Source organism: Streptomyces sp. NPDC044003, from assembly GCF_056435185.1.
Window position 1 is genome coordinate 89,131 of sequence record NZ_JBWKFA010000018.1, and the last position, 21,869, is coordinate 110,999.

Here is a 21,869-nt window from a genome sequence, read left to right on the forward strand (position 1 = left end):
CGTAAACGATCCGATGCCCGAGTAAGACCAAATACAGTCGGACGAAGACGACTTGTGTCATGCGAAGAGTTCGAGTCCATGACGGCCCCTCAAGAAGCCTCCGCCGACCGTGAGTCCGAGGCCGCAAGTGAAGAGGCGCGTGCGGCGAGAGCGGTGACGGGGACACTGTCGAGCGCCCGGCAGGCCGGCGTACGCGTCCTGTCCGTCGCGTACCGGCAGCCTCCCGAGCACATCTTCCCGGCGGCCGTCGAGGGCGCGCCGGCCGCCTTCGATTCCGCTTGTGCCCACGCCGGCGGCCTCGGGGCCGACCCCGCACGCATCGCCGTCGGCGGCGACAGCGCGGGCGGCGACATCGCCGCCGCACATCACCACCGCCGGCTTCGACCCACTGCGCGACGACGGCGAGGGCTCGTCGAGGAACCCGGGCGTCCGGCCGGGACCGCCTGTTCCGAGAAAGTTGAGCACTTGTCATGTTCAGGGGCTTCCCAGGAGGGTCTACCGCCCGGTAATTACCGGGGGTAACACCAACTCCAGGAGGTTTCATGCTCAACTGCAGTCCACGGATGAGGACTTGGGCCGTCACGGCCGTGACAGCCCTGTCCCTCGGTGCGGTCGCCGTCCCCTCCGTGAGCGCCGCCCCTACCGCGACCACCGGCGTCACCGCGTCCACGCCGCTTCCCGCGGAACTGGAGCAGATCCGCGCTGCCGAGGCCACCGCGCTGTACGGCAGCCCGGAGGAACGGCCGATGGGTGAGCGGAAGACAGGGGTGATCTCGCTCGGCGACTCGGAGATCTCCGGCGAGGGTGCCGGGTCGTACTGGCCCGGCACCGACGGCCCGACCAACTGGTGCCACCGCTCGCAGGAGGCCGCGATCTACCGCACCGGCCTGTCGGACGTCGCGAACAACGTCTCGTGCTCCGGCGCCGCGACTTACCACGTCAAGATCGGAGGCTCCAAGCAGTACGCCGATCAGCTCGTCCAGTCCGACAATCTCGCGATCAAGGCCCGCAACACCCGCCTGAAGATGGTCGTGCTCGTGGTCGGCGCCAACGACGACGTCCAGTTCGGCCCGGTGATGACGGACTGCGTGGAGCGCTGGGTCCTGTCCAAGGGCACCTGCGAGCCGACGTACGCGCCGGGCTGGCAGGCCCGCGTGGACGGCATGGTTCCCAAGGTCACAGCCACCGTCGGCGACCTCAGGAAGACCATGAGCGACGCCGGATACGCCGCCGGGTCCTACAAGCTCGTGCTCATGTCCTATCCGTCCCCGATCAGCCCCGACATGCAGGACAACCCGAACTTCCCCGGGAAGCTCTCCGGCGGCTGCCTCGGCTACGACTCCGACGCCGCATGGGGCCGCAACACCGCCGTGCCCGCCTTCGAACGCGGCATCCGCAAGGCCGCCCAGCTCTCCGGCGCCGACTACCTCGACGCCTCCCGCCTCTTCCACGGCCACGAGGTGTGCACGGAAACCACCTGGGCGCGAGGCTTCTTCTACAGCGGCGCCTTCCCGCCCGACGAGAACTCCGTCCGGCAGTCGTACCACCCCAACGCCGCCGGTCACGGCGCGTTCGCATCGTGCTTCGCCCAGTTCTACAACTCCGGCCGGCACGAGGCCTCCTGCGCAGACCCCGCCTCCACCAACACCCCCAAGCTCTACGCCGGTGCCTGGGACGACATGTTCAAGCCCCTCAGGAACGAGGCCACCGGCCAGTGCATGGACGCCGTCGGGGGCTCCTCGCGCAACTACACCGCCGTCGTCGGCTGGGACTGCCACGGAGGCCCCAATCAGACCTGGTGGTACGACCCGGAGCGCGGATCGATCCACATCGGCCTGTCCCATGACCGATGCCTCGACTCCCGCGACATCCAGGCCCCCTCGGCCGCGATCCTGTGGGACTGCCACGGCGGCGACAACCAGAAGTGGACCCGTCCCGCGGACGGCACGATCCGCCCGGCGACCGCGAACGGCCTGTGCCTGACGCAGCCGGTCGCCGGCAAGGCCGTGGCCCTCCGTGCCTGCGACGGCTCGGCCGCCCAGCGCTTCGCGTAGGCCCCACCCGCACGAAGAGGCCCCCGGCACGGGACTCCGCCGGGGGCCTCCCGCTGCTCCACGATGCCGCCGGGCTCCGCCATCACCCGGTTGCACCATCAGCGGCGGTGGCGCGGCGGCCGGTTCCATAGCGTGCGGGTGTCAGCAGGATCGACTTTCGAAGGAGTCGGGACATGGGCGGCGATCCGATGCACGCCGAGCTCGACACGCAGGCCGCGGCCGTGGAGCCGCAGGTCATCGCGTGGCGCCACCACCTCCACCAGAACCCGGAGCTGTCCAACCGCGAGGTGAACACCGCCGGGCTGATCGCGGACCACCTGACCTCCCTGGGCCTCGACGAGGTCCGCACCGGCATCTCCGGGCACGGCGTCGTCGGCGTCCTCAGGGGCGGCAGGCCCGGCGACCGCGTGGTCGCGCTGCGCGCCGACATCGACGCCCTGCCGGTCAAGGAGGACAGCGGCGAGAGCTTCGCCTCCACCGTCGTGGACCAGGACTATCCCGGCGGCCCGTTCCCGGTCTCGCACGCCTGCGGCCACGACGGGCACACCGCCATGCTGCTGGGCGCCGCCACCGTCCTGGCCGGCGTCCGCGAGCAGCTGCCCGGCACGGTGCTGTTCGTCTTCCAGCCGGCCGAGGAGGGTGCGCCGGCCGGCGAGAAGTCCGGCGCGAAGCAGATGATCACCGAGGGCGCGTGCGACGACCCGGTGCCGACGATGGCGTTCGGCATGCACCTGGCCCCGCTGCCCAACACGTACGTCGGCTACCGGGTCGGCAACCAGTTCGGCGCCTCCTGCATGATCAAGATCGTGCTCACCGGGCAGCAGGTGCACGGCTCCACCCCGTGGATGGGCATCGACCCGATGCCCGCGGCCGGCGCCCTCATCGTCGGCATCGGGCAGCTGTACCAGCAGGTCCCCGCCTTCGACCCGGTCACCGTCACCATCGGCCACGTCGAGGACGTCGGCCGCTTCAACATCGTGCCCGGCACGGTCACGCTGTGGGGCACCATCCGCTGCACGGTCGAGGACGACATGGCCGACCTTCAGAAGCGGCTCACCGCCCTGGCCGAGCAGACCGCCGCCGCGTACAACTGCACCGCCGAGGTGGAGTACCTCCAGGACGTGCCGGCCGTGCACAACCTCAAGAAGTGGACCGACGCCGTCCTGCCCACCCTCGAGCGCGTCGCCGGCGCGGAGAAGGTCTACGAGACCCCGCCGACCCTCGGCTACGACGACGTCTCCGAGTTCGTCGACAAGTACGGCGGCGTGTACCTGATGCTCGGCGCGCAGGACAGCGAGCTGACCGACGCCGGGAAACTGGAGCCCACCCCCGGCGGACGAGGGCTGGTCCCCAACCACAACCCGCGCTTCTACGTCAACGACGACGCCCTCGTCCAAGGCGTACGCCTCCACTGCAACATCGCCTACGACCACCTGACCGGCACGATCACCCCCGAGGAGTGACGGCATTCCGGGCAGCCGGTCAGAAAACTCCTCCGTCCCGCGTGTGATGTCTGCTGCGGTCCTCGTGACGGTGGGCGCCTTCAGGGCGCAGGTGGTAGGGGAATTCGGCCGGCCTGGCGGCCGGGTGCCAGTCCCGTCCGCCGGGCAACGACCAGCCGTAGCGTACGGCGGCCAGCCGGAACACCAGAGACAGGACGATGCCCAGCCCCGTGCCGATCTGAGGAATGCCGGCGTACCAGCAGATGACGGTCGCCCCGGAGACCACCAGGGCGACCGCGGCGTACAGGCCTCATCATCATGCGACCGGTCCGGTCACCACCCGGCCATGACAGCGCCGACGGCTCCGGAGCCGTCGGCGCCCATCAGGGGCGGTGTGCGTCGGCGAGGTGTTGGTTGAGGAGCACGTTCGCGTCCACCGCGGCGCTGTAGTCCACGTCGCCACGGGCCTTCGTCCGCTGTTCGGCCAGCGCGGCGCACTTCTCGCACCCTGGCACGGGCTGGGCATCCGGGTGGTTGAAGTGGCTGGTCATGTTCCTCCTTGACCCGGGGCGGACGGTGAGGTGCGCGGGTGTCCGGTCGGCCCGGTACGGCCCACCCTGCACGTCCACCTGCACGGACGCCGCGCACGTGGATCAGGGCTTCCCTCGGCGAGAACATCCTCACGGTCTCTGACTCTCCGAACCCATGTGTGCGCCGACAATGTCCGACCCATGGCCACTGTCGCCGACGACAAACAGTGCGTCATGGGCGGGGAGTGGAGGCAGTGCTTGACGCCTGCCGTGGCCGGGCAGGCGATCAAGTGACGGTCGCCCATGTGCTCTGGCCCCGGTGCGGATGCGGAATGCGCGGCGGTGCCGAGGTTGGAGAGCAATCACCCGAATGGCTCGTGCCGCTTCGGGGCGAGGGTCGTTGGGAAGTCTGGAATTCCGGATCTGATCACAACCGACCACTACCCACCCGAACCGTTGCGCCCATCCGCGCAGCCCGGGACTCTCCCCGCCGCAGTGGCGGTGAGCACCCGGTGGCCGGCGCAGCGCAGGAGGAACTGAATGCGTGACGTCCTGCTGGATGACTTTCTCGGCACGATGGATGACCTGCAGGCCGACTTCCGTCGGCGCCTGGGGGCCATCCAGCACGAAGTGCTGCCCGGGGTCATGGAGAGCTCCCGCCCCGAGGGCAGCTACCTGCCGAAGCCTGGGAGGCTCGAGGAGTTCCGACGCTCGCTCGGGCTGGAGGCCATTTGGACCGACACCCGGGGGTCTGGCGCACCCAAGGAGCCTGAGGAGAAACCATTCATCTCCTCGCACCTCGACTAGCTCACTGACCAGGCATGACTTGCAGAAACGTTCACCCTGTGGCGCATGCCCGGACGGCGACGTGGCGGTCCGCCGAGACCCCGTCCGTGTGATCGACGCACGAGCACACACGCGTCTGGGGGTCGGTCAGGGTGAGCCCGAAAGCCGCCATGGGGTGATCTTGGTAGGTCGGCAGTGCGGTTCGGCGGGAGCGTCCTCGGCCGGGTCGCGCTCGTCGTCTTGGCCGATTTGATCGGTCCAGGTGCCGAAGGGGCCGGGCAGGCCGGCTCCTTCGGCATGGCGCTGGAGGGCATCACCCTCGAGTCGGTGCGCGCCCGGGCCACCGGGCCGGGTAGGCCCGCCGCTCCCGCGGCGCGGCTCTGCGCATGGACATGCACCAGGAAGGGGGTCATCGCGGCCCTGGCCGTGCACGGTTTCACCAACCGGCCCGACGGGTGCAGCCCGGGGTGGGACGCTGTGCGCTTCACCGAGGAAGACACCGCCCTCGGACAGCGGAACTCAGGTGCCTACGACACCACGAGTTGAACGGCAGGAAGCGGGCGCCCTCGACCAGCAGCACCGGCTACTCGGAGCTGCCTGGTGCCCATGAGCAGGCCTGGTCACAGCCGGCCCGGCCCGCCCGCCCTGTCCGGCCTGCCCGCCCTGTCCGGCCCGCCCGCCCTGTCCGGGCCGACCGGCGGCAGGGGTTCGCGGGCCGCGTGCCATGCGGCGGGGAGGGCGGCGACGCCCGTACGAGCGGCGATCACCCCGCCCGCGACGGCGCAGGTGGTGTCGATGTCGCCGCGCCCCGCGACGGTGATCCAGAGCCCCTCGTGCAGGTCGTCGAGGTGGCCTGCCGCGCACCACAGGGCGTACGGGACGGTGTCGGGCCCGGACATCCGGTAGCCGGAACCGAGGACCTCGGCCGCGTGCCGGACCGAGGTGTGTGCCGGCATCCGGGACGCGATCCGTACCCCGGACCGGACGTCGCTGTCGGGGAGTCGTGCGGCGACGGCCCCGAGGAAGTCCGGACGGGCCGGCGCGGGCCCGCCCCGGCTGCGGGTCGCGAGGGCCGCGGCGAGAGCCACCGCCACCGCCCCTGCCACCGCCTCCGGGTGGTGGTGCGAGACCGTGCTCTGCAGGGCGGCCTGCTCGGCCACGGCGTCGAGGTCCTCGGCGAGCCAGGCGCCGAGCGGGGCCACGCGCATGGCCGCGCCGTTGCCCCAGGACCCCTGGCCGCCGAACTGTCCGGCCACCACGTCCCGCCAGGGCTCGCCCGCGCCGATCCGGCGGAGCACGTCGTGCATCGACGCTCCGTAGCCGCGATGCGTGTCGTCGGCGTAGGCCTCGGCCAGGCGCAGGGCGAGGCGGTCCTGGTCGACGGTGCCGCCGCCCTCGGCGAGTTCCCGCACGAGCACGAGTGCCTGGGCGGTGTCGTCGCTCCACTGCCAGACCGGCTCGGGAGGGACGATCCGAGCCTCAAGGGCCGCCGGGCCTTCCCGGCGCAGGATGCCGAACCAACGGTCGCCGAAGGCATCACCGAAGGCGAGTCCGGACAGCGAGTCGAGCGCGGCGGCGGGCGGGGTGATCATCGGAGCAGTATGTCAGCGGTATTCGCAGAGGTAGGCGGTCTCCACCGCGACCTGCAGCTGGAACCTGCTGTCGCCGGGGACCTTGAAGTGGTCCCCGGCGGCGAAGGTCTCCCACCCGTCGGCGTCCGGCAGCTTGACCGTCAGGGCGCCGCTGACCACGTGCATGACCTCCGGAGCGGCCGTGCCGAACTCGTACTCACCCGGAGCCATGACGCCGATGGTCGCCGGGCCCTGCTCCTGGGTGAACGCGATCGACTTGACCGTGCCGTCGAAGTACTCGTTGACCGTAAACATGGGCGTCCTCGCGGGAATCGGGCGGAAGGAGTGGCCCGGTCATCGCGTACCGGCCACGGACAGGGGCACCTTAGCGGCGGCCGGGGCGGCCTCCTCGGACGGTCTCACGTGCTGGACGGAGCGGGTCGGCGCTGGTCAGGTCGTGGTCGGGCGGCCGCCGAAGGACCAGTCGTGGACCTCGATGTCGGCGTACCGCTCGGGGGTCCGCAGGACGGCCGCCGCCGTCGCCGCGTCCGGGGCGCGGACCAGGGCCGCCGTGCCGACCCAGGTCGTGCCGTCGTCCGCCAGCAGGGGGCCGTAGGCGATCAGGTCGTCCGGGGCGGGCGGCGGCGTGAGGTCGACGGGCTCGCCCTCCCCGAGGCCCAGGACCAGGTACCGGTTGCCGCCCTCGCGGCCGCCGGGGAACTCCCACATCGTCCGGCCCAGGGTGTTGCGCCACCGCCGCAGCAGGACGTCCCGGTACACCCCGGCCTGGTAGTTGGGCTCGTCGAAGGCGAACGCCCGGGCCGTGGCGGCGTCGGGCAGGTCCACGATGTGCACGCTCCCCGTGCACGTCTCGCCCGCCGCGTCGAAGGTCGGCCCGCGCGCGATCAGCTCCTTCGCGAAGCCGTCCATGTACGTCCAGTGCGCTTCGAGAAGGGCCTGCCTCAGGGGCATGGAAGCGGACCGGTCGCGGTGGTAACAGAGGAATTCCATGGGGCTCAGGATGTGCGCCCGGAGTGATCATGTCGAGGGGATATCGTCCCCGTCACCACCCGCACCGTCCCAGGGCCGTCCGTGGTCCGCCGCGTACGACCTGAACACCTTCTCCGGGGGCCCGCCTGTGCGCAGGAAGCGCTCGTCGAGGACGGTCGCCAGGTCGTCGAGCGCCGTGCGCAGGACCGAGGCGGAGAGCCGGACGTCCGGATGGCGGGCGTGCTTCGCCCGGTCCGCCAGGTCGACGGCGAGGTCGAGCCGGCGGGCCAGGGAGATGTTCTCGTCGCCGTCGTAGAAGTAGTACGACTCGGCGTACTGCAGGAAGTCGACGGTGACGGTCGAGAGCGTCGAGGCGAGGCCGTCCAGGATCGCGGCACCCCCGGCGGAGTCGAGGGCCGCGGTCGAGCCGTCGCTGCGGCCCAGGTGGGACAGGCGCAGGGCGAGCGCCCTGCGGCGGGCGAGGGCAGGGTAGATGCCGAGGATCCAGGCGACGGTCGCCGACAGGAGGGCGAAGCCCACCAGGGCCTCGATCGGCGCGAGCATCCGCAGCCACCCCGAGGCCGGCGCGATGTCGCCGAGACCGAGGGTGGCCAGGGTGACGAGGGAGACGTACAGCGCGTCGACCGGGCCCGCGTGCTCGGAGGGGGTGAGCCCCGTGGCGTACGAGAAGTCGTCCGGCATGCGCGGCCAGTAGATGAGCGCCCAGCCGGCGGCGATGACGAACGCCCAGATGGTGACGACCGTCATCATGCCCACAGGACCCGCCAGACCGACGGGCCGCCACCGCGCCCCGCGATGGGCCGAGAGGCGCCACACGCTGCGCATCACCAGCCTGCTCAGCCCGCCGTGCCGGGTGGGGTGCCAGATGGTGTGGAAGACGTCCCGCAGGATGAACAGGATCAGGGCCGCTCCGGCGAGGACGGGCAGCCACGTCATTCCGGCACCGTCCGCCCCGGGCCCGTCCGAGCGGGCCGGTCGTCATGCTTGCAGGACATGCTTCGAGCATGCGCGGCCGGGCGGCACCCCGCACGGGGACGGCGGTCGTGCAGGCCCGGGCGGAGTTCGTCGTCGAACGCCGCCCTGCCCGCGCCGGCCGGCTGTGGTCGGTCTTCCGTTACGAGGTGGTGTCCCTGCCCCGCGCGAAGACGACCGCGACGAGGGCCAGGCCCACGGCCGCGCCGATCAGCTGCATCCCGATGAACGCGGGGGCCGAGGCGGGGGCGATGCCCGCGAAGGTGTCGGTGACGGTGCGGCCGAGGGTCACGGCGGGGTTCGCGAAGGACGTCGACGAGGTGAACCAGTAGGCAGCGCCGATGTACGAGGCGACCGCGACGGGCGCGAAGCGGAGACGGTCGGTACGGGCCAGGCCGAAGATCAGCAGGACGAGCCCGGCCGTGGCGACCACCTCGCCGAGGAGCAGATGGCCGGCCGAGCGGTCGTGCGTGGACCACTTCACCAGCGGCTCGCCGAACATGGCGTCCGCGAGCACGGCACCCGCGATCGCGCCGACGATCTGGGAGGGGACGTAGACGGCGAGCTCGCGGGCGCTCACGCCGGTGCCCCCGCGGCGGGCGGTCCACCACTCGGCGAGGGTGACGGCCGGGTTGAAGTGGGCCCCGGAGACCGGTCCGAGCAGGGTGATCAGGACGCCGAGGCCGAAGACGGTGGCGGTGGAGTTGGCGAGCAGTTGCAGGGCCACGTCGTCGGTGAGCTGGGTGGCCTGGATGCCGGAGCCGACGACGATGGCGACCAGGGCGGCGGTGCCGAGCAGCTCTGCGGCGGCGCGGGAGGCGAGCGGGGCGGCATGGGCTGCGGGCCGGGGCGAAGGGGAGGCGACGGCGACGCCTCCGACGGCGGACTCGGTGACGGTCACGGGCAGGCTCTCTTGGTGTCGGCGTGGGTGCGGGCGGTCTCCGCGAGGGCGGCGAACTGCCCGGCGAGGGCTTCGATGACGTCAGGCTTGAGCCGGTAGTACGTGAACCGGCCGCAGGGCTCGGTCTCGACGACCCCGGCCTCGCGCAGAACCCTCAGGTGGTTGGAGAGATTCGTCTGCCGGGCACCCGTCTCCTCGACGAGATGGGTGGTGCACAGCGTCTCGCGGGCGAGCAGGGTCACGATCCGGAGGCGCAGGGGGTCTCCGAGCGCCCGCATCAGATCAGTGTCGACTGATGTCATCATGGGCTGATACTTTCACACCGGCCGAGGCCGATGTGCGCCTGTGCTGACGCCTCCCCGACCGTGCTGCCCCGAGGAAGAACCGATGACCGCTCCGCTCGCCTCCGTGCTGTTCGTCTGCGTGCACAACGCCGGCCGCTCGCAGATGGCCGCCGGGTTCCTGCACCACCTCGCCGGGGACCGCGTCGAGGTCCGCTCCGCGGGCTCCGTCCCGGGCGACCGGGTCAACCCGGCCGCGGTCGAGGCGATGCGGGAAGCCGGCGTCGACATCTCCGCCGCCACGCCGAAGATCCTCACCACCGAGGCCGTCCGGGCCTCCGACTACGTCATCACCATGGGCTGCGGCGACGCCTGCCCGGTCTTCCCGGGCAAGAACTACCTCGACTGGGCCCTGGAGGACCCGGCCGGCAAGGGCGTCGAGGCCGTCCGCCCCATCCGGGACGAGATCAGGGCCCGCGTCGAGGCCCTGATCGCGGAGATCGACGCGCAGCGCGAGGCCTGACCGGACGCCGGACCGACAGGGCGCCCCTCGGCGGAGGACGTCGTCCCGACCGGTTCCCCGGGGCCGGTACCGGCGTAGCCTGAGCGCCATGAGGCAGGATGCCGACCCCGGGCTCTTCGGTCCCCGCTCCGTCACCTGGCAGCTGCACAGCGACCCGGTGATGTGGATCGCCGGTGTCCGGGCCCTCTGGCTCCAGGCACTGCACCCCGTCGCCGTCCGCGGCGTCATGATCAACAGCGGTTTCCGGGAGGACCCCTGGGGCCGGCTGATGCGGACCGCGAACTTCGTCGGGACCCTCAGCTACGGGACCAGCGAGGCCGCCGAGGCGGCGGGGGCGCGCGTCCGGCGGATCCACCGGCTGCTCGCCGTGGACGACCCCGAACTACTGCTCTGGGTCCACTGCGCCGAGACCGACTCATACCTCTCGGTCGCACGCCGCTCCGGGATCCCGCTCACCGACGCCCAGGCCGACCGGTACGTCGACGAGCACCGCACCTCCGCCCGGCTCGTCGGCCTCGACCCGGACAGCGTCCCGGGGTCCACCGCCGAGCTCGCCGCCTACTTCGACGCGGTCCGCCCCGGCCTCGCCGCAGGACCGGACGCCCGGGCCGTCGCGGACTTCCTGCGCCGCCCGCCCGTCAAACCCGTCCTCGTCCCGGCGCGCGAGGTGATCTGGCGGCGCGTCAGCGCACTCGCGTACGACACTCTGCCCCCCTACGCCCAGGCGCTCTACGGCCGCCCCGCCCCGCCGCCGGAGACCGTCACCCACCGGCTCGTCGCGACGGCCAACCTCCTGCGCTGCGTCCCTGCCCGCCTGCGCTGGCGCCTGCCGCCCCGGCACATCCTGCGCGCCATGGACCGGCTCGGCCCGGAGACCCGGCCCGACCCGTATGCGTACCCCGCCCCGTATTCACTGTCCGACCCGGCGGCCATACTGGAGGAGCCGAGGAGGCAGTACGGAATCGACGGGGGCGGCAGCACACGATGGGGGACTCCAGACTGATCCAGGGCCGGTACCGCCTGCACGAGGTCATCGGTCGCGGGGGCATGGGCGAGGTGTGGCGCGCCACCGACGAGGCGCTCGGGCGCGGTGTCGCCGTGAAGTGCCTCAAACCGCTCGGGCCGCAGCAGGACCCGCAGGTCCTCACCGTGGTGCGCGAGCGTTTCCGCCGCGAGGCCCGGGTGGCGGCGGCGCTCCAGCACCGGGGCATCACCGTCGTGCACGACTTCGGCGAGGACGAAGGCGTGCTCTTCCTCGTCATGGAGCTCCTGGAGGGGCGCAACCTCAGCCAGCTCCTCGTCTCCAACGACCAGCAGCCGCTGCCCGTCGAGGACGTCGTCGAGATCGCCGACCAGGTCGCCGACGCCCTCGCGTACACGCACCGGATGGGGATCGTGCACCGCGACCTCAAGCCCGCGAACATCATGCGGCTGCGGGACGGCACGGTGAAGATCTGCGACTTCGGGATAGCGCGACTCGGCGCCGACATGGGCTTCACCTCCAAGCTCACCGGGACCGGCATCGCCATGGGGACGCCGCACTACATGTCCCCCGAGCAGATCGGGGGCGGTGGCGAGATCGACCACCGCAGCGACCTCTACTCGCTGGGCTGCGTGCTGTACGAACTGGCCACCGGCGCGCCGCCCTTCGACCTGGGCGACTCGTGGGCCATCCTCATCGGCCACCGGGACACGGTGCCGACGCCGCCGCGCGCGATCCGCGCCGAGCTTCCCGACTACTTCGACCGGATCGTCGTCGACCTGCTCGCGAAGGTTCCCGAGGAGCGGCCGGACGACGCGGGCGACCTGCGCCGCCGGATCGTCTCGGGCCGCTTCGGCGCGCCCTCGTTCCCGCCGCCCGCGCTGCCGTTGACGGTGCCCATGCCCGTTCCCCCGCCGGAGTCCGCGGCGGACGGGACCGCCCCCGCGCCCGCGTGGGTCCGGGGGATGACCGGCGGGCACCGCCCCGCGGCCCTCACCGGGCCGCGCCCGGCCGCCCAGGATCCCGCCGCGGCCGTCCTCACCACCGAGTGGACCACCGCGGCCCCCGACGGCCCGCCGCCGCCCGCCCCCGTGCCCCCGGCGGAGCTGGTCGCGGTGCTCGCCGGCCGCTTCCGGGCCGGGATGGGCCTCGGCCGCCTCGGCCGCTGGGGCGAGGCCGAGTCCGTGCACCGGTCCGTTGCCCAGGACCGTGCGCGGGCCCTCGGCGAGGACCACCCCGACACCCTGACCAGCCGTTACGAGGTCGGCTTCGCCCTCGCCCGGCTCGACCGCCCCGCCGACGCCCTGCACGTCTTCGGCGAGGTCGCCGAGGCCCGCGCCCGCGTGCTCGGCGACGAGCACCCCGACACCCTGGCGGCTCGTCAGGAACGGGCCTACGCCCTGGGCCGGCTCGGACGGCACACCGAGGCGTACGAGGTGTACGCCTCGGTGCTCGCCGCCCGCGAGCGCACCGTCGGCCCGGACCACCCCGACACCCTGCGCTGTCGCCACAACCTGGCGTACACCCTGGGCCGCATCGGCCGCCTGGAGGAGTCGTACACGACGGCGTACCAGGTCGCGGAGGCCCGGTCCCGGCTGCTCGGCGAGGCCCACCCGGACACCCTCGTGACCCGTAACGAAGTGGCGTTCACCCTCACCCGGCTCGGACGCGGGGAGGAGGCGCTCGTCCAGTACCGCGCGGTCGCCGACGCGCGCGCCGCCGCCCTCGGCCCCGACCATCCGGACACCCTCGCGGCCCGCTACGAGACCGGGGTCTGTCTCGGCCGGCTCGGCCAGGCCGCGGACGCGCTCGCCCTCTGCCGCGACCTCGTCGCCGCCCGCACCCGCGCCCAGGGCCCCGACGGTCCGGAGACGCTGCGCGCCCGCCAGGCCCTCGCCGTCAACCTGGGCCGGCTCGGCCGCTGGACGGAGGCGCTCGCCGAGTCCGAGGCCGTGCACGCCGACCGCAGTCGGGTGCTGGGCGCCGACCATCCGGACACGCTCTTCAGCCGGTGGGAGACCGCCGTCGCCTTCGGCAGGCTCGACCGCTGGGAGGAGGCGCTGGAGTGCCACCGGGCGATCGCCGCCGCCCGCACCCGCCTCCAGGGCCCCGCGCACCCCGACACCCTCGCCGCCCTCGACGACGAGGCCCGCAGTCTGGAGCGCCTCGGCCGCCACGAGGAAGCGGCCGCGCTCCTCATGAAGGCGGCCACGCCGCCGGGGGCCTGACGGCGCGGCGGGGCGCGGCGCGTACGTCGCTCACGCGGCCGGCGTGAGTTCCTTCGGGCCGTACGGGGCAGAGTCCGCGCCGGTCGCCAGGGCCCAGTAGCGGTCGCCGAAGGACCAGTGCCACCACTCCGTCGGGTAGTTCACCAGGCCCGCAGCGGTGAGCACGGAGCCGAGCAGCTCCCGGTGGGCGCGGGCCTCCGCGCCGATGTTCTCGGCGTGGGTGTAGCAGGCGCCGTCGCTCTCCTCCGGGTCCGCGTTCATCCGGGTCCCCAGGTCCAGCTCCCGCCCGTCGGCCCCGGCCAGGGTGAGGTCGACGGCCGCCCCGGCGCTGTGCGGGGCGATCTCGGGCGGGGACACGTACCGGCTCGCCGCCGTACGGATCCGCTCCTCGGGCCACCCGGGGTGGAGCGCGCGCAGGCTGTCGGCGTACTCCTCGAAGTACGCCCGCTGGAGCGAGGGCGGGCGGTACCCCTCGACGAACAGCAGCCGCAGACCGCCCGGCAGTCGTTCCTGCGCCGCGAGGAGGCGCTCGACGACGCCCTCACGCAGGTACGCGAAGGCGTCCGCGGGGTCCTGCTTGCGGGTGTCGACGAGCAGCGAGTCGACGTCTCGGACGTCCACGAGGCGTTCGCCGCATTCCGTCACGGGTATCGAGGCGACCCTCGGATCCGACATCAGAACGATCTCAGTCATCCCGTGATCATGCCGCATGACGGCGGGGTTCCCCCGGGACGGGGGCGCGTGTGAGCATGAGCCATGAGCGCCCCTGATCCACTTCCCGACGCCCAGGCCCCCGCCCGCTCGTACGACGCCGTCGTCGTCGGAGGAGGGCACAACGGGCTCGTCGCCGCCGCCTATCTGGCCCGTGCAGGCCGCAGTGTCCTCGTCCTGGAGCGCCTCGGCTCCACCGGCGGGGCGGCCGTGTCGACGCGGCCCTTCGCCGGGGTCGACGCCCGGCTCTCCCGGTACTCGTATCTGGTCTCGCTCCTCCCGGAGAAGATCGTGCGGGACCTCGGGCTGCGGTTCGCCGTGCGGAAACGGTCCGTCTCCTCGTACACCCCGAAGGGCGACGGCGGCCTCCTCGTCGGCGGCGGAACCGAGCGCACCCGCGCCTCCTTCGCCGCGCTCACCGGCTCCGACCGGGCGTACGAGGCGTGGCAGGGCTTCTACGGCCGGACCGGCGAAGCCGCCCGCCGGATCTTCCCCACGCTCACCGCACCCCTCCCCACCCGTGCCGAGCTGCACGCCCGCGTGGACGACGCCGAGACCTGGCGGATGCTCTTCGAGGAACCCCTCGGGGTCACGGTGGAGAAGACCTTCGCCGACGACCTGGTCCGGGGTGTGGTCCTCACGGATGCCCTCATCGGGACGTTCGCCGACGCCCACGACCCGACGCTCCTGCAGAACCGCTGCTTCCTCTACCACGTCATCGGCGGCGGCACAGGTGACTGGGACGTGCCCGTCGGCGGCATGGGCGCGCTCACCGACGCCCTCGCCGAGGCCGCCCGCGCTGCCGGGGCGCACATCCTGACCGGCCACGAGGCCACCCGGATCGAGACCGACGGGCAGCGCGCGGCGATCACCTACCGGACCACCGGCGGCGAAGGCACCGTCGAGGCCGGGCAGGTCCTCGTCAACGCCTCCCCGCAGGAGCTCGCCGTCCTGCTCGGCGAGGCGTCCCCACCCGCCCCGGAGGGCGCCCAGCTCAAGGTCAACATGCTGCTGACCCGGCTGCCGAGGCTCCGCGACCGCTCCGTCGACCCGCGCGAGGCCTTCGCCGGCACCTTCCACATCGCCGAGGGGTACGGACAGCTGGCCACCGCCCACGCCGAGGCGGCCGCCGGGCAGCTGCCCTCCGCCCCACCGTCCGAGATCTACTGCCACTCCCTCACCGACCCGACGATCCTGGGCCCGGAACTGGCCTCCACAGGTCACCAGACCCTCACGCTCTTCGGCCTGCACACCCCCGCCCGGCTGTTCGCCGCCGACAACGAGGGCACGCGCGCGAAGCTCCTCGCGGCGACCCTCGCCCAGCTCGACGCCCACCTGGACGAGCCGATCGCCGACTGCCTCGCCCTCGACGCGGAGGGCCGCCCCTGCATCGAGGCGAAGACCCCGCTCGACCTCGAACGCGAACTCCGGCTGCCCGGCGGCCACATCTTCCACCGCGACCTCTCCTTCCCGTACCGGGAGGAGGACGGCGGCCGCTGGGGCGTCGAGACCCCGCACGCCAATGTCCTCCTGTGCGGAGCGGGCGCCATCCGCGGCGGCGGAGTCAGCGGCATCCCCGGCCACAACGCGGCGATGGCGGCCCTGGGCCGCTGAAGGATCACCGAACGGCCGCCGAGGGGCGGCCCGGCGGGGCCTCTGGGTGAGGCCCCGCCGCCGGTGTTCTCTCCGTTCGGCCCCGTTGACGTCGCCGCCCTCCCGCCTGGGGTGTGAAGCTGATCTGCGAGCGCGCTTAAGAAATCCTCGATGGACCGAAAGCCTCGCGTACGGAAGATTCTCTTCCAGGGATCTTGGGCACTCAGCCGTGCCCGCACCCCCACATCACAGGACACGCACGTCGGGAGCCGTTGCATTGAAGGCACTGGTCAAGCTGAACGCGGAGCCGGGACTCTGGCTCACGGACGTTCCCGAGCCGGAGACGGGTCCCGGAGACGTCCTCATCAAGGTCAAGCGGACCGGTATCTGCGGGACCGACCTGCACATCCGCTCCTGGGACGGCTGGGCGCAGAAGACGATCGCCACGCCGCTGACGATCGGCCACGAGTTCGTCGGCGAGGTCGTCTCCGTCGGCCGTGACGTCGCCGACATCAACGTCGGCGACCTGGTCAGCGGCGAGGGCCACCTCGTCTGCGGCAAGTGCCGCAACTGCCTGGCCGGCCGCCGCCACCTCTGCCGCGCCACCATCGGCCTCGGCGTCGGCCGGGACGGCGCCTTCGCCGAGTATGTCGCGCTGCCCGCCTCCAACGTGTGGGTCCACCGCGTGCCCGTCGACCTCGACGTCGCCGCGATCTTCGACCCCTTCGGCAACGCCGTGCACACCGCCCTGTCCTTCCCGCTCGTCGGCGAGGACGTCCTCGTCACCGGCGCGGGCCCGATCGGCATCATGGCCGCCGCCGTCGCCAAGCACGCCGGCGCCCGCAACGTCGTCATCACCGACGTCAGCGAGGAGCGCCTCGCCCTGGCGCGCAAGACGGGCGTCTCGCTCGCCCTCAACGTCGCCGAGCAGAGCATCGCCGACGGCCAGCGCACCCTCGGGCTCAAGGAGGGCTTCGACGTCGGCCTGGAGATGTCCGGCAACCCGCACGCGGTGCGCGACATGGTCGCCAACATGACCAACGGCGGCAAGATCGCCATGCTCGGCCTGCCCGCCGAGGACTTCGCCGTCGACTGGGCGAAGATCGTCACCTCCATGATCACGATCAAGGGCATCTACGGCCGCGAGATGTTCGAGACCTGGTACGCGATGTCGGTGCTCCTGGAGGGCGGCCTGGACCTGAGCCCGGTCATCACCGGTCGCTACGACTACACCGACTTCGAGGCCGCCTTCGACGACGCGGCCTCCGGCAAGAGCGGCAAGATCATCCTCGACTGGACCACGGGAGCCTGACCCATGTTCGATTCCGTACGCGACTCCGTCCGTGCCACCCTCGAAGAGATCGAGCAGGCCGGACTGCACAAGCCCGAGCGGGTCATCGGCACCCCCCAGTCCGCGACCGTCGAGGTCACCGCGGGCGGCCGCCCCGGCGAGGTGCTCAACTTCTGCGCCAACAACTACCTGGGCCTCGCCGACAACCCCGAGATCATCGCCGCCGCCCACGAGGCGCTGGACCGCTGGGGCTACGGCATGGCCTCCGTCCGCTTCATCTGCGGCACGCAGGAGGTGCACAAGGAGCTGGAGGCCCGCATCTCCTCCTTCCTCGGCCAGGAGGACACGATCCTCTACTCCTCCTGCTTCGACGCCAACGGCGGCGTCTTCGAGACGATCCTCGGCGCCGAGGACGCGGTCATCTCCGACGCCCTCAACCACGCCTCGATCATCGACGGCATCCGCCTCTCCAAGGCCCGCCGCTTCCGTTACGCCAACCGCGACATGGCCGACCTGGAGCAGCAGCTCAAGGAGGCCACGGAGGGCGGCGCCCGGCGCAAGCTGATCGTCACCGACGGCGTCTTCTCCATGGACGGCTACGTCGCCCCGCTGAACGAGATCTGCGACCTGGCCGAGCGCTACGACGCCATGGTCATGGTCGACGACTCGCACGCGGTCGGCTTCGTCGGCCCCGGCGGCCGCGGCACCCCCGAGCTGCACGGCGTCATGGACCGCGTCGACATCATCACCGGCACCCTCGGCAAGGCCCTCGGCGGCGCCTCCGGCGGCTACGTCGCGGCCCGCGCCGAGATCGTCGCCCTGCTGCGCCAGCGCTCCCGCCCGTACCTCTTCTCGAACACCCTCGCCCCGGTCATCGCCGCCGCCTCCCTCAAGGTCCTCGACCTGCTGGAGTCCGCCGGCGACCTGCGCGAGCGCCTCAACGCCAACACGGCGCTGTTCCGCTCCCGGATGACCGAGGAGGGCTTCGACATCCTCCCCGGCGACCACGCCATCGCCCCCGTCATGATCGGCGACGCCGCCGAGGCCGGCCGGATGGCCGAGCTCCTCCTGGAGCGCGGGGTGTACGTGATCGGCTTCTCGTACCCGGTCGTGCCCCAGGGCCAGGCCCGCATCCGCGTCCAGCTCTCCGCCGCCCACTCGACGGAGGACGTGAACCGGGCCGTGGACGCCTTCGTCGACGCCAGGGCCGCCCTGCGGGGGTAGTGTCCGAAGGCTGAGACACTGGGGGCATGATCGAAGCGCGGCGGTTGCACATCCTCCGTGCGGTGGCCGACCACCGCACGGTCACGGCGGCGGCCGCCGCGCTCTATCTCACCCCCTCCGCCGTCTCCCAGCAGCTCGCCGCCCTGGAGCAGGAGACCGGCCACCGCCTGGTGGACCGCAGCGCGCGCGGCGCGCGCCTCACTCCGGCCGGCGAGATCCTGCTCAGCCACGCCAACGCCGTGCTCGCCCAGCTGGAGCGCGCCGAGGCCGAGCTCGCCGCCTACGGCTCCGGCGACGCCGGTACGGTCACGGTCGCCGCGTTCGCCACCGGCATCGGGCTCGTCGTGGCCCCCGCGATCACGGCCCTCGCCCGCACCGCGCCCGGCATCCGGGTCCGGGTCCGCGACGCGGAGGGCGACGAGAGCCTGCTCATGGTCCTGGACCGGCAGGTGGACGTGGCCGTCGCGGTCGAGTACCGGGGCGCCCCGGGCGAGGACGACGCCCGGCTGACCCGCGTCCCGCTGTACGCCGAGCCGTTCGACGCGGTCCTGCCGCCCGGCCACCCCCTGGCGGGCGACGAACGGGTCGCGCTCGCCGACCTCGCCAAGGACACCTGGATCGGGCAGTCCACCGGCAACCCCTGTCACGACGTGACCGTCCTGGCCTGCGAGTACGCCGGGTTCGCCCCGCGCTTCGCGCATGTCTCCGACGACTTCCGGGCCGTCGCCGCCCTCGCCTCGGCGGCCGCCGGAGTGGCCCTCGTCCCCCGCTCGGCGTTGCGCGGAATGGACCTCTCGGGCGTCGAGGTCCGCCCGGTGGACGGGGTCGCCCCCACCCGCCGGGTCTTCGCGGCGGTACGAAGAGGAGCCGAGGAGCACCCCCTGATCAGCCCGGTCCTCGACGCCCTGCGGGGCGCGGCGGGCCAGGGCGGCTGAGCCCGGCGCATGATGGAAGGGGGCTGCTCCCGGGAGGAGTCCGACCATGCCCGTCACCGAAGGCACCGTGCCGTTCCGCGGACACCGCACCTGGTACCGGGTCGTGGGCAGCGGCCGCGCCGGCCGGATTCCGCTGCTCGTCGTCAACGGCGGCCCCGGCTGTCCCCACGACTATCTGGACGACCTCGCCGCGCTGCACGAGGAGACCGGGCGTGAGGTCGTCTTCTACGACCAGATCGGCTGCGGCAGATCCGACCACCCCGACGAGCCCGAGCTGTGGGTCCTGTCCACCTTCGTCGAAGAGGTCGGCGCGGTACGGGCGGCCCTCGGCCTCGACCGCGTCCACCTCTACGGCCACTCCTGGGGCGGCCAGATCGCCCTGGAGTACGTGTTCACCCGCCCCACCGGCCTGGCGAGCCTGACCCTGGCCGGCCCCATCGCCGACGTCCCCGCCTACCAGGTCGAGGCGCGCCGCCTGAAGGACTCCCTGCCCGCGGACGTACGGGAGATCCTCGACCGCCACGAGGCGGCGGGGACCACCGACGACGCGGAGTACGAGCAGGCCACGATGGCCTTCTACAGGCGCTGGCTGTGCCGCCTCGCCCCGTGGCCGCCGCACGTCGCGCGCGCCTTCACGAACCTCCGCCGGGACGTGTACGGCACGCTGTGGGGTGCCACCGAGTGGAGCCTCACCGGCACCATGAAGGACTGGGACGTGACCGGCCGGCTCGGTGAGATCGACCTCCCCGTGCTCCTCACCTCCGGTCGCTACGACCTGGCCACCCCGGCCCTGGTCCGTCCGCTCGCCGAAGGCATCCGGGGCGCCTCCTGGGTCGTGTTCGAGGAGAGCGCCCATCTGCCCTCGGTCGAGGAACCCGAGGGCTACCGGCAGGCGCTCGCCGATTTCCTCGTGGCGGCGGAGGCCCCGACGGCGGCCCGCGCAGCCTGAGCCCCCACAGCCGTACGCCGGTCAGTCCGCCGAGCGCGTCCAGCCCACCGCTTCGACGCGGGAGCCGTCCGCCGGACGGTCCTCGTCGAACACCGGCCGCCCGGCCGCGTCCAGGAGCCGCAGCCCGTCCACGTACACCCCACGCCCGACGTACCGCTTGTCCGTCGTGTACCGCCAGCGCAGCCGTACGGGCAGGGCGCCCGGCTCCGGCACCTCCGCCGTGAGCCGGTGCCAGACCCGGCCCGACCAGCCGCTCGCAGCCCCGGTCGGGTGCGGTTCCGGCTCCTCTCCCGGGCGTACGGTGACGAACGGCACCGGCTCCCAGCTCGCCCCGCCGTCGCGAGAGGACTCCAGGAAGGCGGCGTCCTGGCCCGGTTCGGTGTCCCACCACAGGGAGCAGGCGAGGCGGGCCGCCCCGGGGACCTCCGGCAGGGTGAGGGTCGCCGTGGTGGCGCTCGCCATGCCCGAGTACCAGGCCGCGCGGCCCCCGGCCGGCCGCACCGGCACGGCTCTCGCCAGGCGGTCCGCCGTGGCGACGCGCGGCGCGGAGCCGGAGCGCCAGGACCGCACCGGGTGCACGGAGTTGCCGAGCACGATGAGGAACGCGTCGGTCGTCGGGTCGAGGACGAGGCTGGTGCCGGTGAAGCCGGTGTGCCCCGCTGTGCGCGGAGTGGCCATCGCGCCCATGTACCAGTGCTGGTTGAGCTCGAAGCCGAGGCCGTGCTCGTCGCCGGGGAAGGCGGTGTTGAAGTCGGTGAACATCAGCTCCACCGACGCGGGGGAGAGGATCCGGGCCCGGCCGTACGCGCCGCCGTTCAGCAGGGTGCGGGCGAGGATGGCGAGGTCCCAGGCGCGGGAGAAGACGCCGGCGTGGCCGGCGACGCCACCCAGGCTGTAGGCGTTCTCGTCGTGGACCTCGCCCCAGACCATGCCCCGGTCGAGGCCGGACCAGGGCGGCCGTGCGTCCTCGGTGGCGGCGATCTCCGGCCGCCAGGAGAGCGGTGGATTGAAACGCGTGCGGTGCATCCCGAGCGGAGCGGTGATCTCGTCGTGGAGCAGGGTGTCCAGACCGAGACCGGTGATCTCCTCCAGGATCAGCTGGAGCGAGATCAGGTTCAGATCGGAGTAGAGGTACGCGGTCCCCGGTGGGTTCGCCGGGGTCTCCGCCCACAGCAGCCGCAGCTTCCCCTCCCGCGTCGGCTCCCGGTAGAGCGGGATCCACGACCGGAACCCGGAGGTGTGGGTGAGCAGCTGCCGCACGGTGACGTCCTGCTTGCCGCCCCCGCCGAACTCCGGCAGGTACGCGGTGACCTTCGCCTCCAACTCCAGCGCCCCGCGCTCGATCTGCTGCACCGCCAGGATCGAGGTGAACAGCTTGGAGACCGACGCCAGGTCGAAGACGGTCTCCTCGGTCATCGGGATCTGCCGCTCCGGCGGCAGCTCGACACCGGTGTCGGTCTTCTCGTCGTACGCCGCGTACCGCACGGCCGAGCCGATCGCCCGGTGCAGGGCGACGGTCCCGCCCCGCCCGGCGAGCAGTACGGCGCCCGCGTACCAGGGGTGTGCGGGGGAGGGCCCGAGGAAACGTTCGGCCTCCGCGACGAGCCCGTCCAGGTGCGGCGCGAGCAGCCCGGCGCGCTCGGCCGGCCCGCGCCGCAGCGTGGTCCGCCGCGCGGCCGATCCCGACCCGGGCCGCGGGCCCTCCGCAGCTGCCGCACCCGGCACCGCACCGATCATCAGCGCCCCTCCGAGGGCCAGTACCCCGCCGCCGAACGCACGGCGGCTCGGCCTTCCGTCTCGTTTCGCTTCCTGCGTCATGCCCACCCTCTCCCACCGGGCGCGGTGGCGAAACGCGGACGCACCGGCCCCAAAGAATCTGACGTTG

21 protein-coding genes are annotated in these 21,869 nt (G+C 72.7%); 12 read left to right on the plus strand and 9 right to left on the minus strand.

Annotated features, from left to right (window positions below; genetic code table 11):
• The first annotated feature begins 78 nt into the window (after window positions 1-78).
• From AC07AW_RS39265 to AC07AW_RS39275, 3 genes are all read left to right on the plus strand, one after another.
• Complete coding sequence (locus AC07AW_RS39265; protein WP_478820257.1) at window positions 79-522, plus strand: alpha/beta hydrolase fold domain-containing protein; 444 nt, start codon at window positions 79-81, stop codon at window positions 520-522.
• A gap of 41 nt (window positions 523-563) precedes the next feature.
• Window positions 564-2,054, plus strand: coding sequence for a ricin-type beta-trefoil lectin domain protein (locus tag AC07AW_RS39270; RefSeq protein ID WP_478820258.1), 1,491 nt, complete (start codon window positions 564-566; stop codon window positions 2,052-2,054).
• Window positions 2,055-2,227: 173 nt separating this feature from the next.
• Entirely contained in the window at window positions 2,228-3,517 is a 1,290-nt protein-coding gene (locus tag AC07AW_RS39275) for a M20 metallopeptidase family protein (protein ID WP_478820259.1), read from the plus strand.
• Between the two features lie 362 nt (window positions 3,518-3,879).
• Here the strand turns inward: AC07AW_RS39275 and AC07AW_RS39280 are convergent, their stop codons facing one another.
• Window positions 3,880-4,047: a hypothetical protein gene (locus AC07AW_RS39280; protein ID WP_478820260.1), complete on the minus strand. Its 168-nt coding sequence runs from the start codon at window positions 4,045-4,047 to the stop codon at window positions 3,880-3,882.
• Between the two features lie 519 nt (window positions 4,048-4,566).
• Between AC07AW_RS39280 and AC07AW_RS39285 the strand changes: the two genes are divergently transcribed.
• A complete protein-coding gene (locus AC07AW_RS39285; RefSeq protein ID WP_478820261.1) occupies window positions 4,567-4,833 on the plus strand; it encodes a hypothetical protein in 267 nt (88 codons plus the stop codon).
• 599 nt (window positions 4,834-5,432) lie between these two features.
• Here the strand turns inward: AC07AW_RS39285 and AC07AW_RS39290 are convergent.
• From AC07AW_RS39290 to AC07AW_RS39315, 6 genes are all read right to left on the minus strand, one after another.
• Window positions 5,433-6,404: an ADP-ribosylglycohydrolase family protein gene (locus tag AC07AW_RS39290; RefSeq protein WP_478820262.1), complete on the minus strand. Its 972-nt coding sequence runs from the start codon at window positions 6,402-6,404 to the stop codon at window positions 5,433-5,435.
• Window positions 6,405-6,416: 12 nt separating this feature from the next.
• Window positions 6,417-6,698, minus strand: coding sequence for a pyrimidine/purine nucleoside phosphorylase (ppnP, locus tag AC07AW_RS39295; RefSeq protein ID WP_478820263.1), 282 nt, complete (start codon window positions 6,696-6,698; stop codon window positions 6,417-6,419).
• 135 nt (window positions 6,699-6,833) lie between these two features.
• On the minus strand, window positions 6,834-7,394 hold the full coding sequence (locus AC07AW_RS39300; RefSeq protein ID WP_478820264.1) for a YciI family protein: 561 nt from the start codon (window positions 7,392-7,394) through the stop codon (window positions 6,834-6,836).
• A 27-nt stretch (window positions 7,395-7,421) separates the two neighbouring features.
• Window positions 7,422-8,330, minus strand: a complete 909-nt coding sequence (locus AC07AW_RS39305) for a potassium channel family protein (RefSeq protein ID WP_478820265.1) — start codon at window positions 8,328-8,330, stop codon at window positions 7,422-7,424.
• Between the two features lie 178 nt (window positions 8,331-8,508).
• On the minus strand, window positions 8,509-9,267 hold the full coding sequence (locus AC07AW_RS39310) for an aquaporin (RefSeq protein ID WP_478820266.1): 759 nt from the start codon (window positions 9,265-9,267) through the stop codon (window positions 8,509-8,511).
• On the minus strand, window positions 9,264-9,572 hold the full coding sequence (locus AC07AW_RS39315) for an ArsR/SmtB family transcription factor (protein WP_478820267.1): 309 nt from the start codon (window positions 9,570-9,572) through the stop codon (window positions 9,264-9,266). The genes AC07AW_RS39310 and AC07AW_RS39315 overlap by 4 nt, the downstream gene beginning before the upstream one ends.
• Window positions 9,573-9,654: 82 nt before the next feature.
• On the opposite strand from AC07AW_RS39315, the gene AC07AW_RS39320 reads away from it, so the two are divergent.
• From AC07AW_RS39320 to AC07AW_RS39330, 3 genes are all read left to right on the plus strand, one after another.
• On the plus strand, window positions 9,655-10,071 hold the full coding sequence (locus AC07AW_RS39320) for an arsenate reductase ArsC (protein ID WP_478820268.1): 417 nt from the start codon (window positions 9,655-9,657) through the stop codon (window positions 10,069-10,071).
• 88 nt (window positions 10,072-10,159) lie between these two features.
• Complete coding sequence (locus AC07AW_RS39325; RefSeq protein WP_478820269.1) at window positions 10,160-11,074, plus strand: oxygenase MpaB family protein; 915 nt, start codon at window positions 10,160-10,162, stop codon at window positions 11,072-11,074.
• Window positions 11,056-13,281: a serine/threonine-protein kinase gene (locus AC07AW_RS39330; RefSeq protein WP_478820270.1), complete on the plus strand. Its 2,226-nt coding sequence runs from the start codon at window positions 11,056-11,058 to the stop codon at window positions 13,279-13,281. Before AC07AW_RS39325 ends, AC07AW_RS39330 begins: the two co-directional genes overlap by 19 nt.
• A 30-nt stretch (window positions 13,282-13,311) precedes the next feature.
• Here AC07AW_RS39330 and AC07AW_RS39335 read toward each other — a convergent pair whose 3' ends face one another.
• Window positions 13,312-13,974 (minus strand): M15 family metallopeptidase, encoded by a 663-nt coding sequence (locus tag AC07AW_RS39335; protein WP_478820271.1) that lies wholly within the window; start codon window positions 13,972-13,974, stop codon window positions 13,312-13,314.
• 63 nt (window positions 13,975-14,037) lie between these two features.
• Between AC07AW_RS39335 and AC07AW_RS39340 the strand changes: the two genes are divergently transcribed.
• The 5 genes from AC07AW_RS39340 (at window position 14,038) to AC07AW_RS39360 (ending at window position 19,984) form a co-directional block, all read left to right on the plus strand.
• Window positions 14,038-15,606 (plus strand): phytoene desaturase family protein, encoded by a 1,569-nt coding sequence (locus AC07AW_RS39340; RefSeq protein ID WP_478820272.1) that lies wholly within the window; start codon window positions 14,038-14,040, stop codon window positions 15,604-15,606.
• Between the two features lie 256 nt (window positions 15,607-15,862).
• Window positions 15,863-16,897, plus strand: a complete 1,035-nt coding sequence (tdh, locus tag AC07AW_RS39345) for an L-threonine 3-dehydrogenase (protein ID WP_478820273.1) — start codon at window positions 15,863-15,865, stop codon at window positions 16,895-16,897.
• Window positions 16,898-16,900: 3 nt separating this feature from the next.
• Window positions 16,901-18,100, plus strand: coding sequence for a glycine C-acetyltransferase (locus AC07AW_RS39350; protein WP_478820274.1), 1,200 nt, complete (start codon window positions 16,901-16,903; stop codon window positions 18,098-18,100).
• 26 nt (window positions 18,101-18,126) lie between these two features.
• Window positions 18,127-19,035 carry a LysR family transcriptional regulator gene (locus AC07AW_RS39355; RefSeq protein WP_478820275.1) on the plus strand — a complete coding sequence of 303 codons (909 nt, stop codon included), beginning with the start codon at window positions 18,127-18,129 and terminating at the stop codon, window positions 19,033-19,035.
• Window positions 19,036-19,081: 46 nt separating this feature from the next.
• A complete protein-coding gene (locus AC07AW_RS39360; protein WP_478820276.1) occupies window positions 19,082-19,984 on the plus strand; it encodes a proline iminopeptidase-family hydrolase in 903 nt (300 codons plus the stop codon).
• A 21-nt stretch (window positions 19,985-20,005) separates the two neighbouring features.
• Here AC07AW_RS39360 and AC07AW_RS39365 read toward each other — a convergent pair whose 3' ends face one another.
• Complete coding sequence (locus AC07AW_RS39365) at window positions 20,006-21,802, minus strand: serine hydrolase domain-containing protein (protein ID WP_478820277.1); 1,797 nt, start codon at window positions 21,800-21,802, stop codon at window positions 20,006-20,008.
• Between the last annotated feature and the right edge of the window lie 67 nt (window positions 21,803-21,869).

What these genes read in the sequence shown, in the direction of transcription:
- AC07AW_RS39265 (WP_478820257.1), top strand. Translation starts at nt 79, where the DNA reads ATGACGGCCCCTCAAGAAGCCTCCGCCGACCGTGAGTCCGAGGCCGCA.
- AC07AW_RS39270 (WP_478820258.1), top strand. Translation starts at nt 564, where the DNA reads ATGAGGACTTGGGCCGTCACGGCCGTGACAGCCCTGTCCCTCGGTGCG.
- AC07AW_RS39275 (WP_478820259.1), top strand. Translation starts at nt 2,228, where the DNA reads ATGGGCGGCGATCCGATGCACGCCGAGCTCGACACGCAGGCCGCGGCC.
- AC07AW_RS39280 (WP_478820260.1), bottom strand. Translation starts at nt 4,047, where the DNA reads ATGACCAGCCACTTCAACCACCCGGATGCCCAGCCCGTGCCAGGGTGC.
- AC07AW_RS39285 (WP_478820261.1), top strand. Translation starts at nt 4,567, where the DNA reads ATGCGTGACGTCCTGCTGGATGACTTTCTCGGCACGATGGATGACCTG.
- AC07AW_RS39290 (WP_478820262.1), bottom strand. Translation starts at nt 6,404, where the DNA reads ATGATCACCCCGCCCGCCGCCGCGCTCGACTCGCTGTCCGGACTCGCC.
- ppnP (WP_478820263.1), bottom strand. Translation starts at nt 6,698, where the DNA reads ATGTTTACGGTCAACGAGTACTTCGACGGCACGGTCAAGTCGATCGCG.
- AC07AW_RS39300 (WP_478820264.1), bottom strand. Translation starts at nt 7,394, where the DNA reads ATGGAATTCCTCTGTTACCACCGCGACCGGTCCGCTTCCATGCCCCTG.
- AC07AW_RS39305 (WP_478820265.1), bottom strand. Translation starts at nt 8,330, where the DNA reads ATGACGTGGCTGCCCGTCCTCGCCGGAGCGGCCCTGATCCTGTTCATC.
- AC07AW_RS39315 (WP_478820267.1), bottom strand. Translation starts at nt 9,572, where the DNA reads ATGATGACATCAGTCGACACTGATCTGATGCGGGCGCTCGGAGACCCC.
- AC07AW_RS39320 (WP_478820268.1), top strand. Translation starts at nt 9,655, where the DNA reads ATGACCGCTCCGCTCGCCTCCGTGCTGTTCGTCTGCGTGCACAACGCC.
- AC07AW_RS39325 (WP_478820269.1), top strand. Translation starts at nt 10,160, where the DNA reads ATGAGGCAGGATGCCGACCCCGGGCTCTTCGGTCCCCGCTCCGTCACC.
- AC07AW_RS39330 (WP_478820270.1), top strand. Translation starts at nt 11,056, where the DNA reads ATGGGGGACTCCAGACTGATCCAGGGCCGGTACCGCCTGCACGAGGTC.
- AC07AW_RS39335 (WP_478820271.1), bottom strand. Translation starts at nt 13,974, where the DNA reads ATGACTGAGATCGTTCTGATGTCGGATCCGAGGGTCGCCTCGATACCC.
- AC07AW_RS39340 (WP_478820272.1), top strand. Translation starts at nt 14,038, where the DNA reads ATGAGCGCCCCTGATCCACTTCCCGACGCCCAGGCCCCCGCCCGCTCG.
- AC07AW_RS39350 (WP_478820274.1), top strand. Translation starts at nt 16,901, where the DNA reads ATGTTCGATTCCGTACGCGACTCCGTCCGTGCCACCCTCGAAGAGATC.
- AC07AW_RS39355 (WP_478820275.1), top strand. Translation starts at nt 18,127, where the DNA reads ATGATCGAAGCGCGGCGGTTGCACATCCTCCGTGCGGTGGCCGACCAC.
- AC07AW_RS39360 (WP_478820276.1), top strand. Translation starts at nt 19,082, where the DNA reads ATGCCCGTCACCGAAGGCACCGTGCCGTTCCGCGGACACCGCACCTGG.
- AC07AW_RS39365 (WP_478820277.1), bottom strand. Translation starts at nt 21,802, where the DNA reads ATGACGCAGGAAGCGAAACGAGACGGAAGGCCGAGCCGCCGTGCGTTC.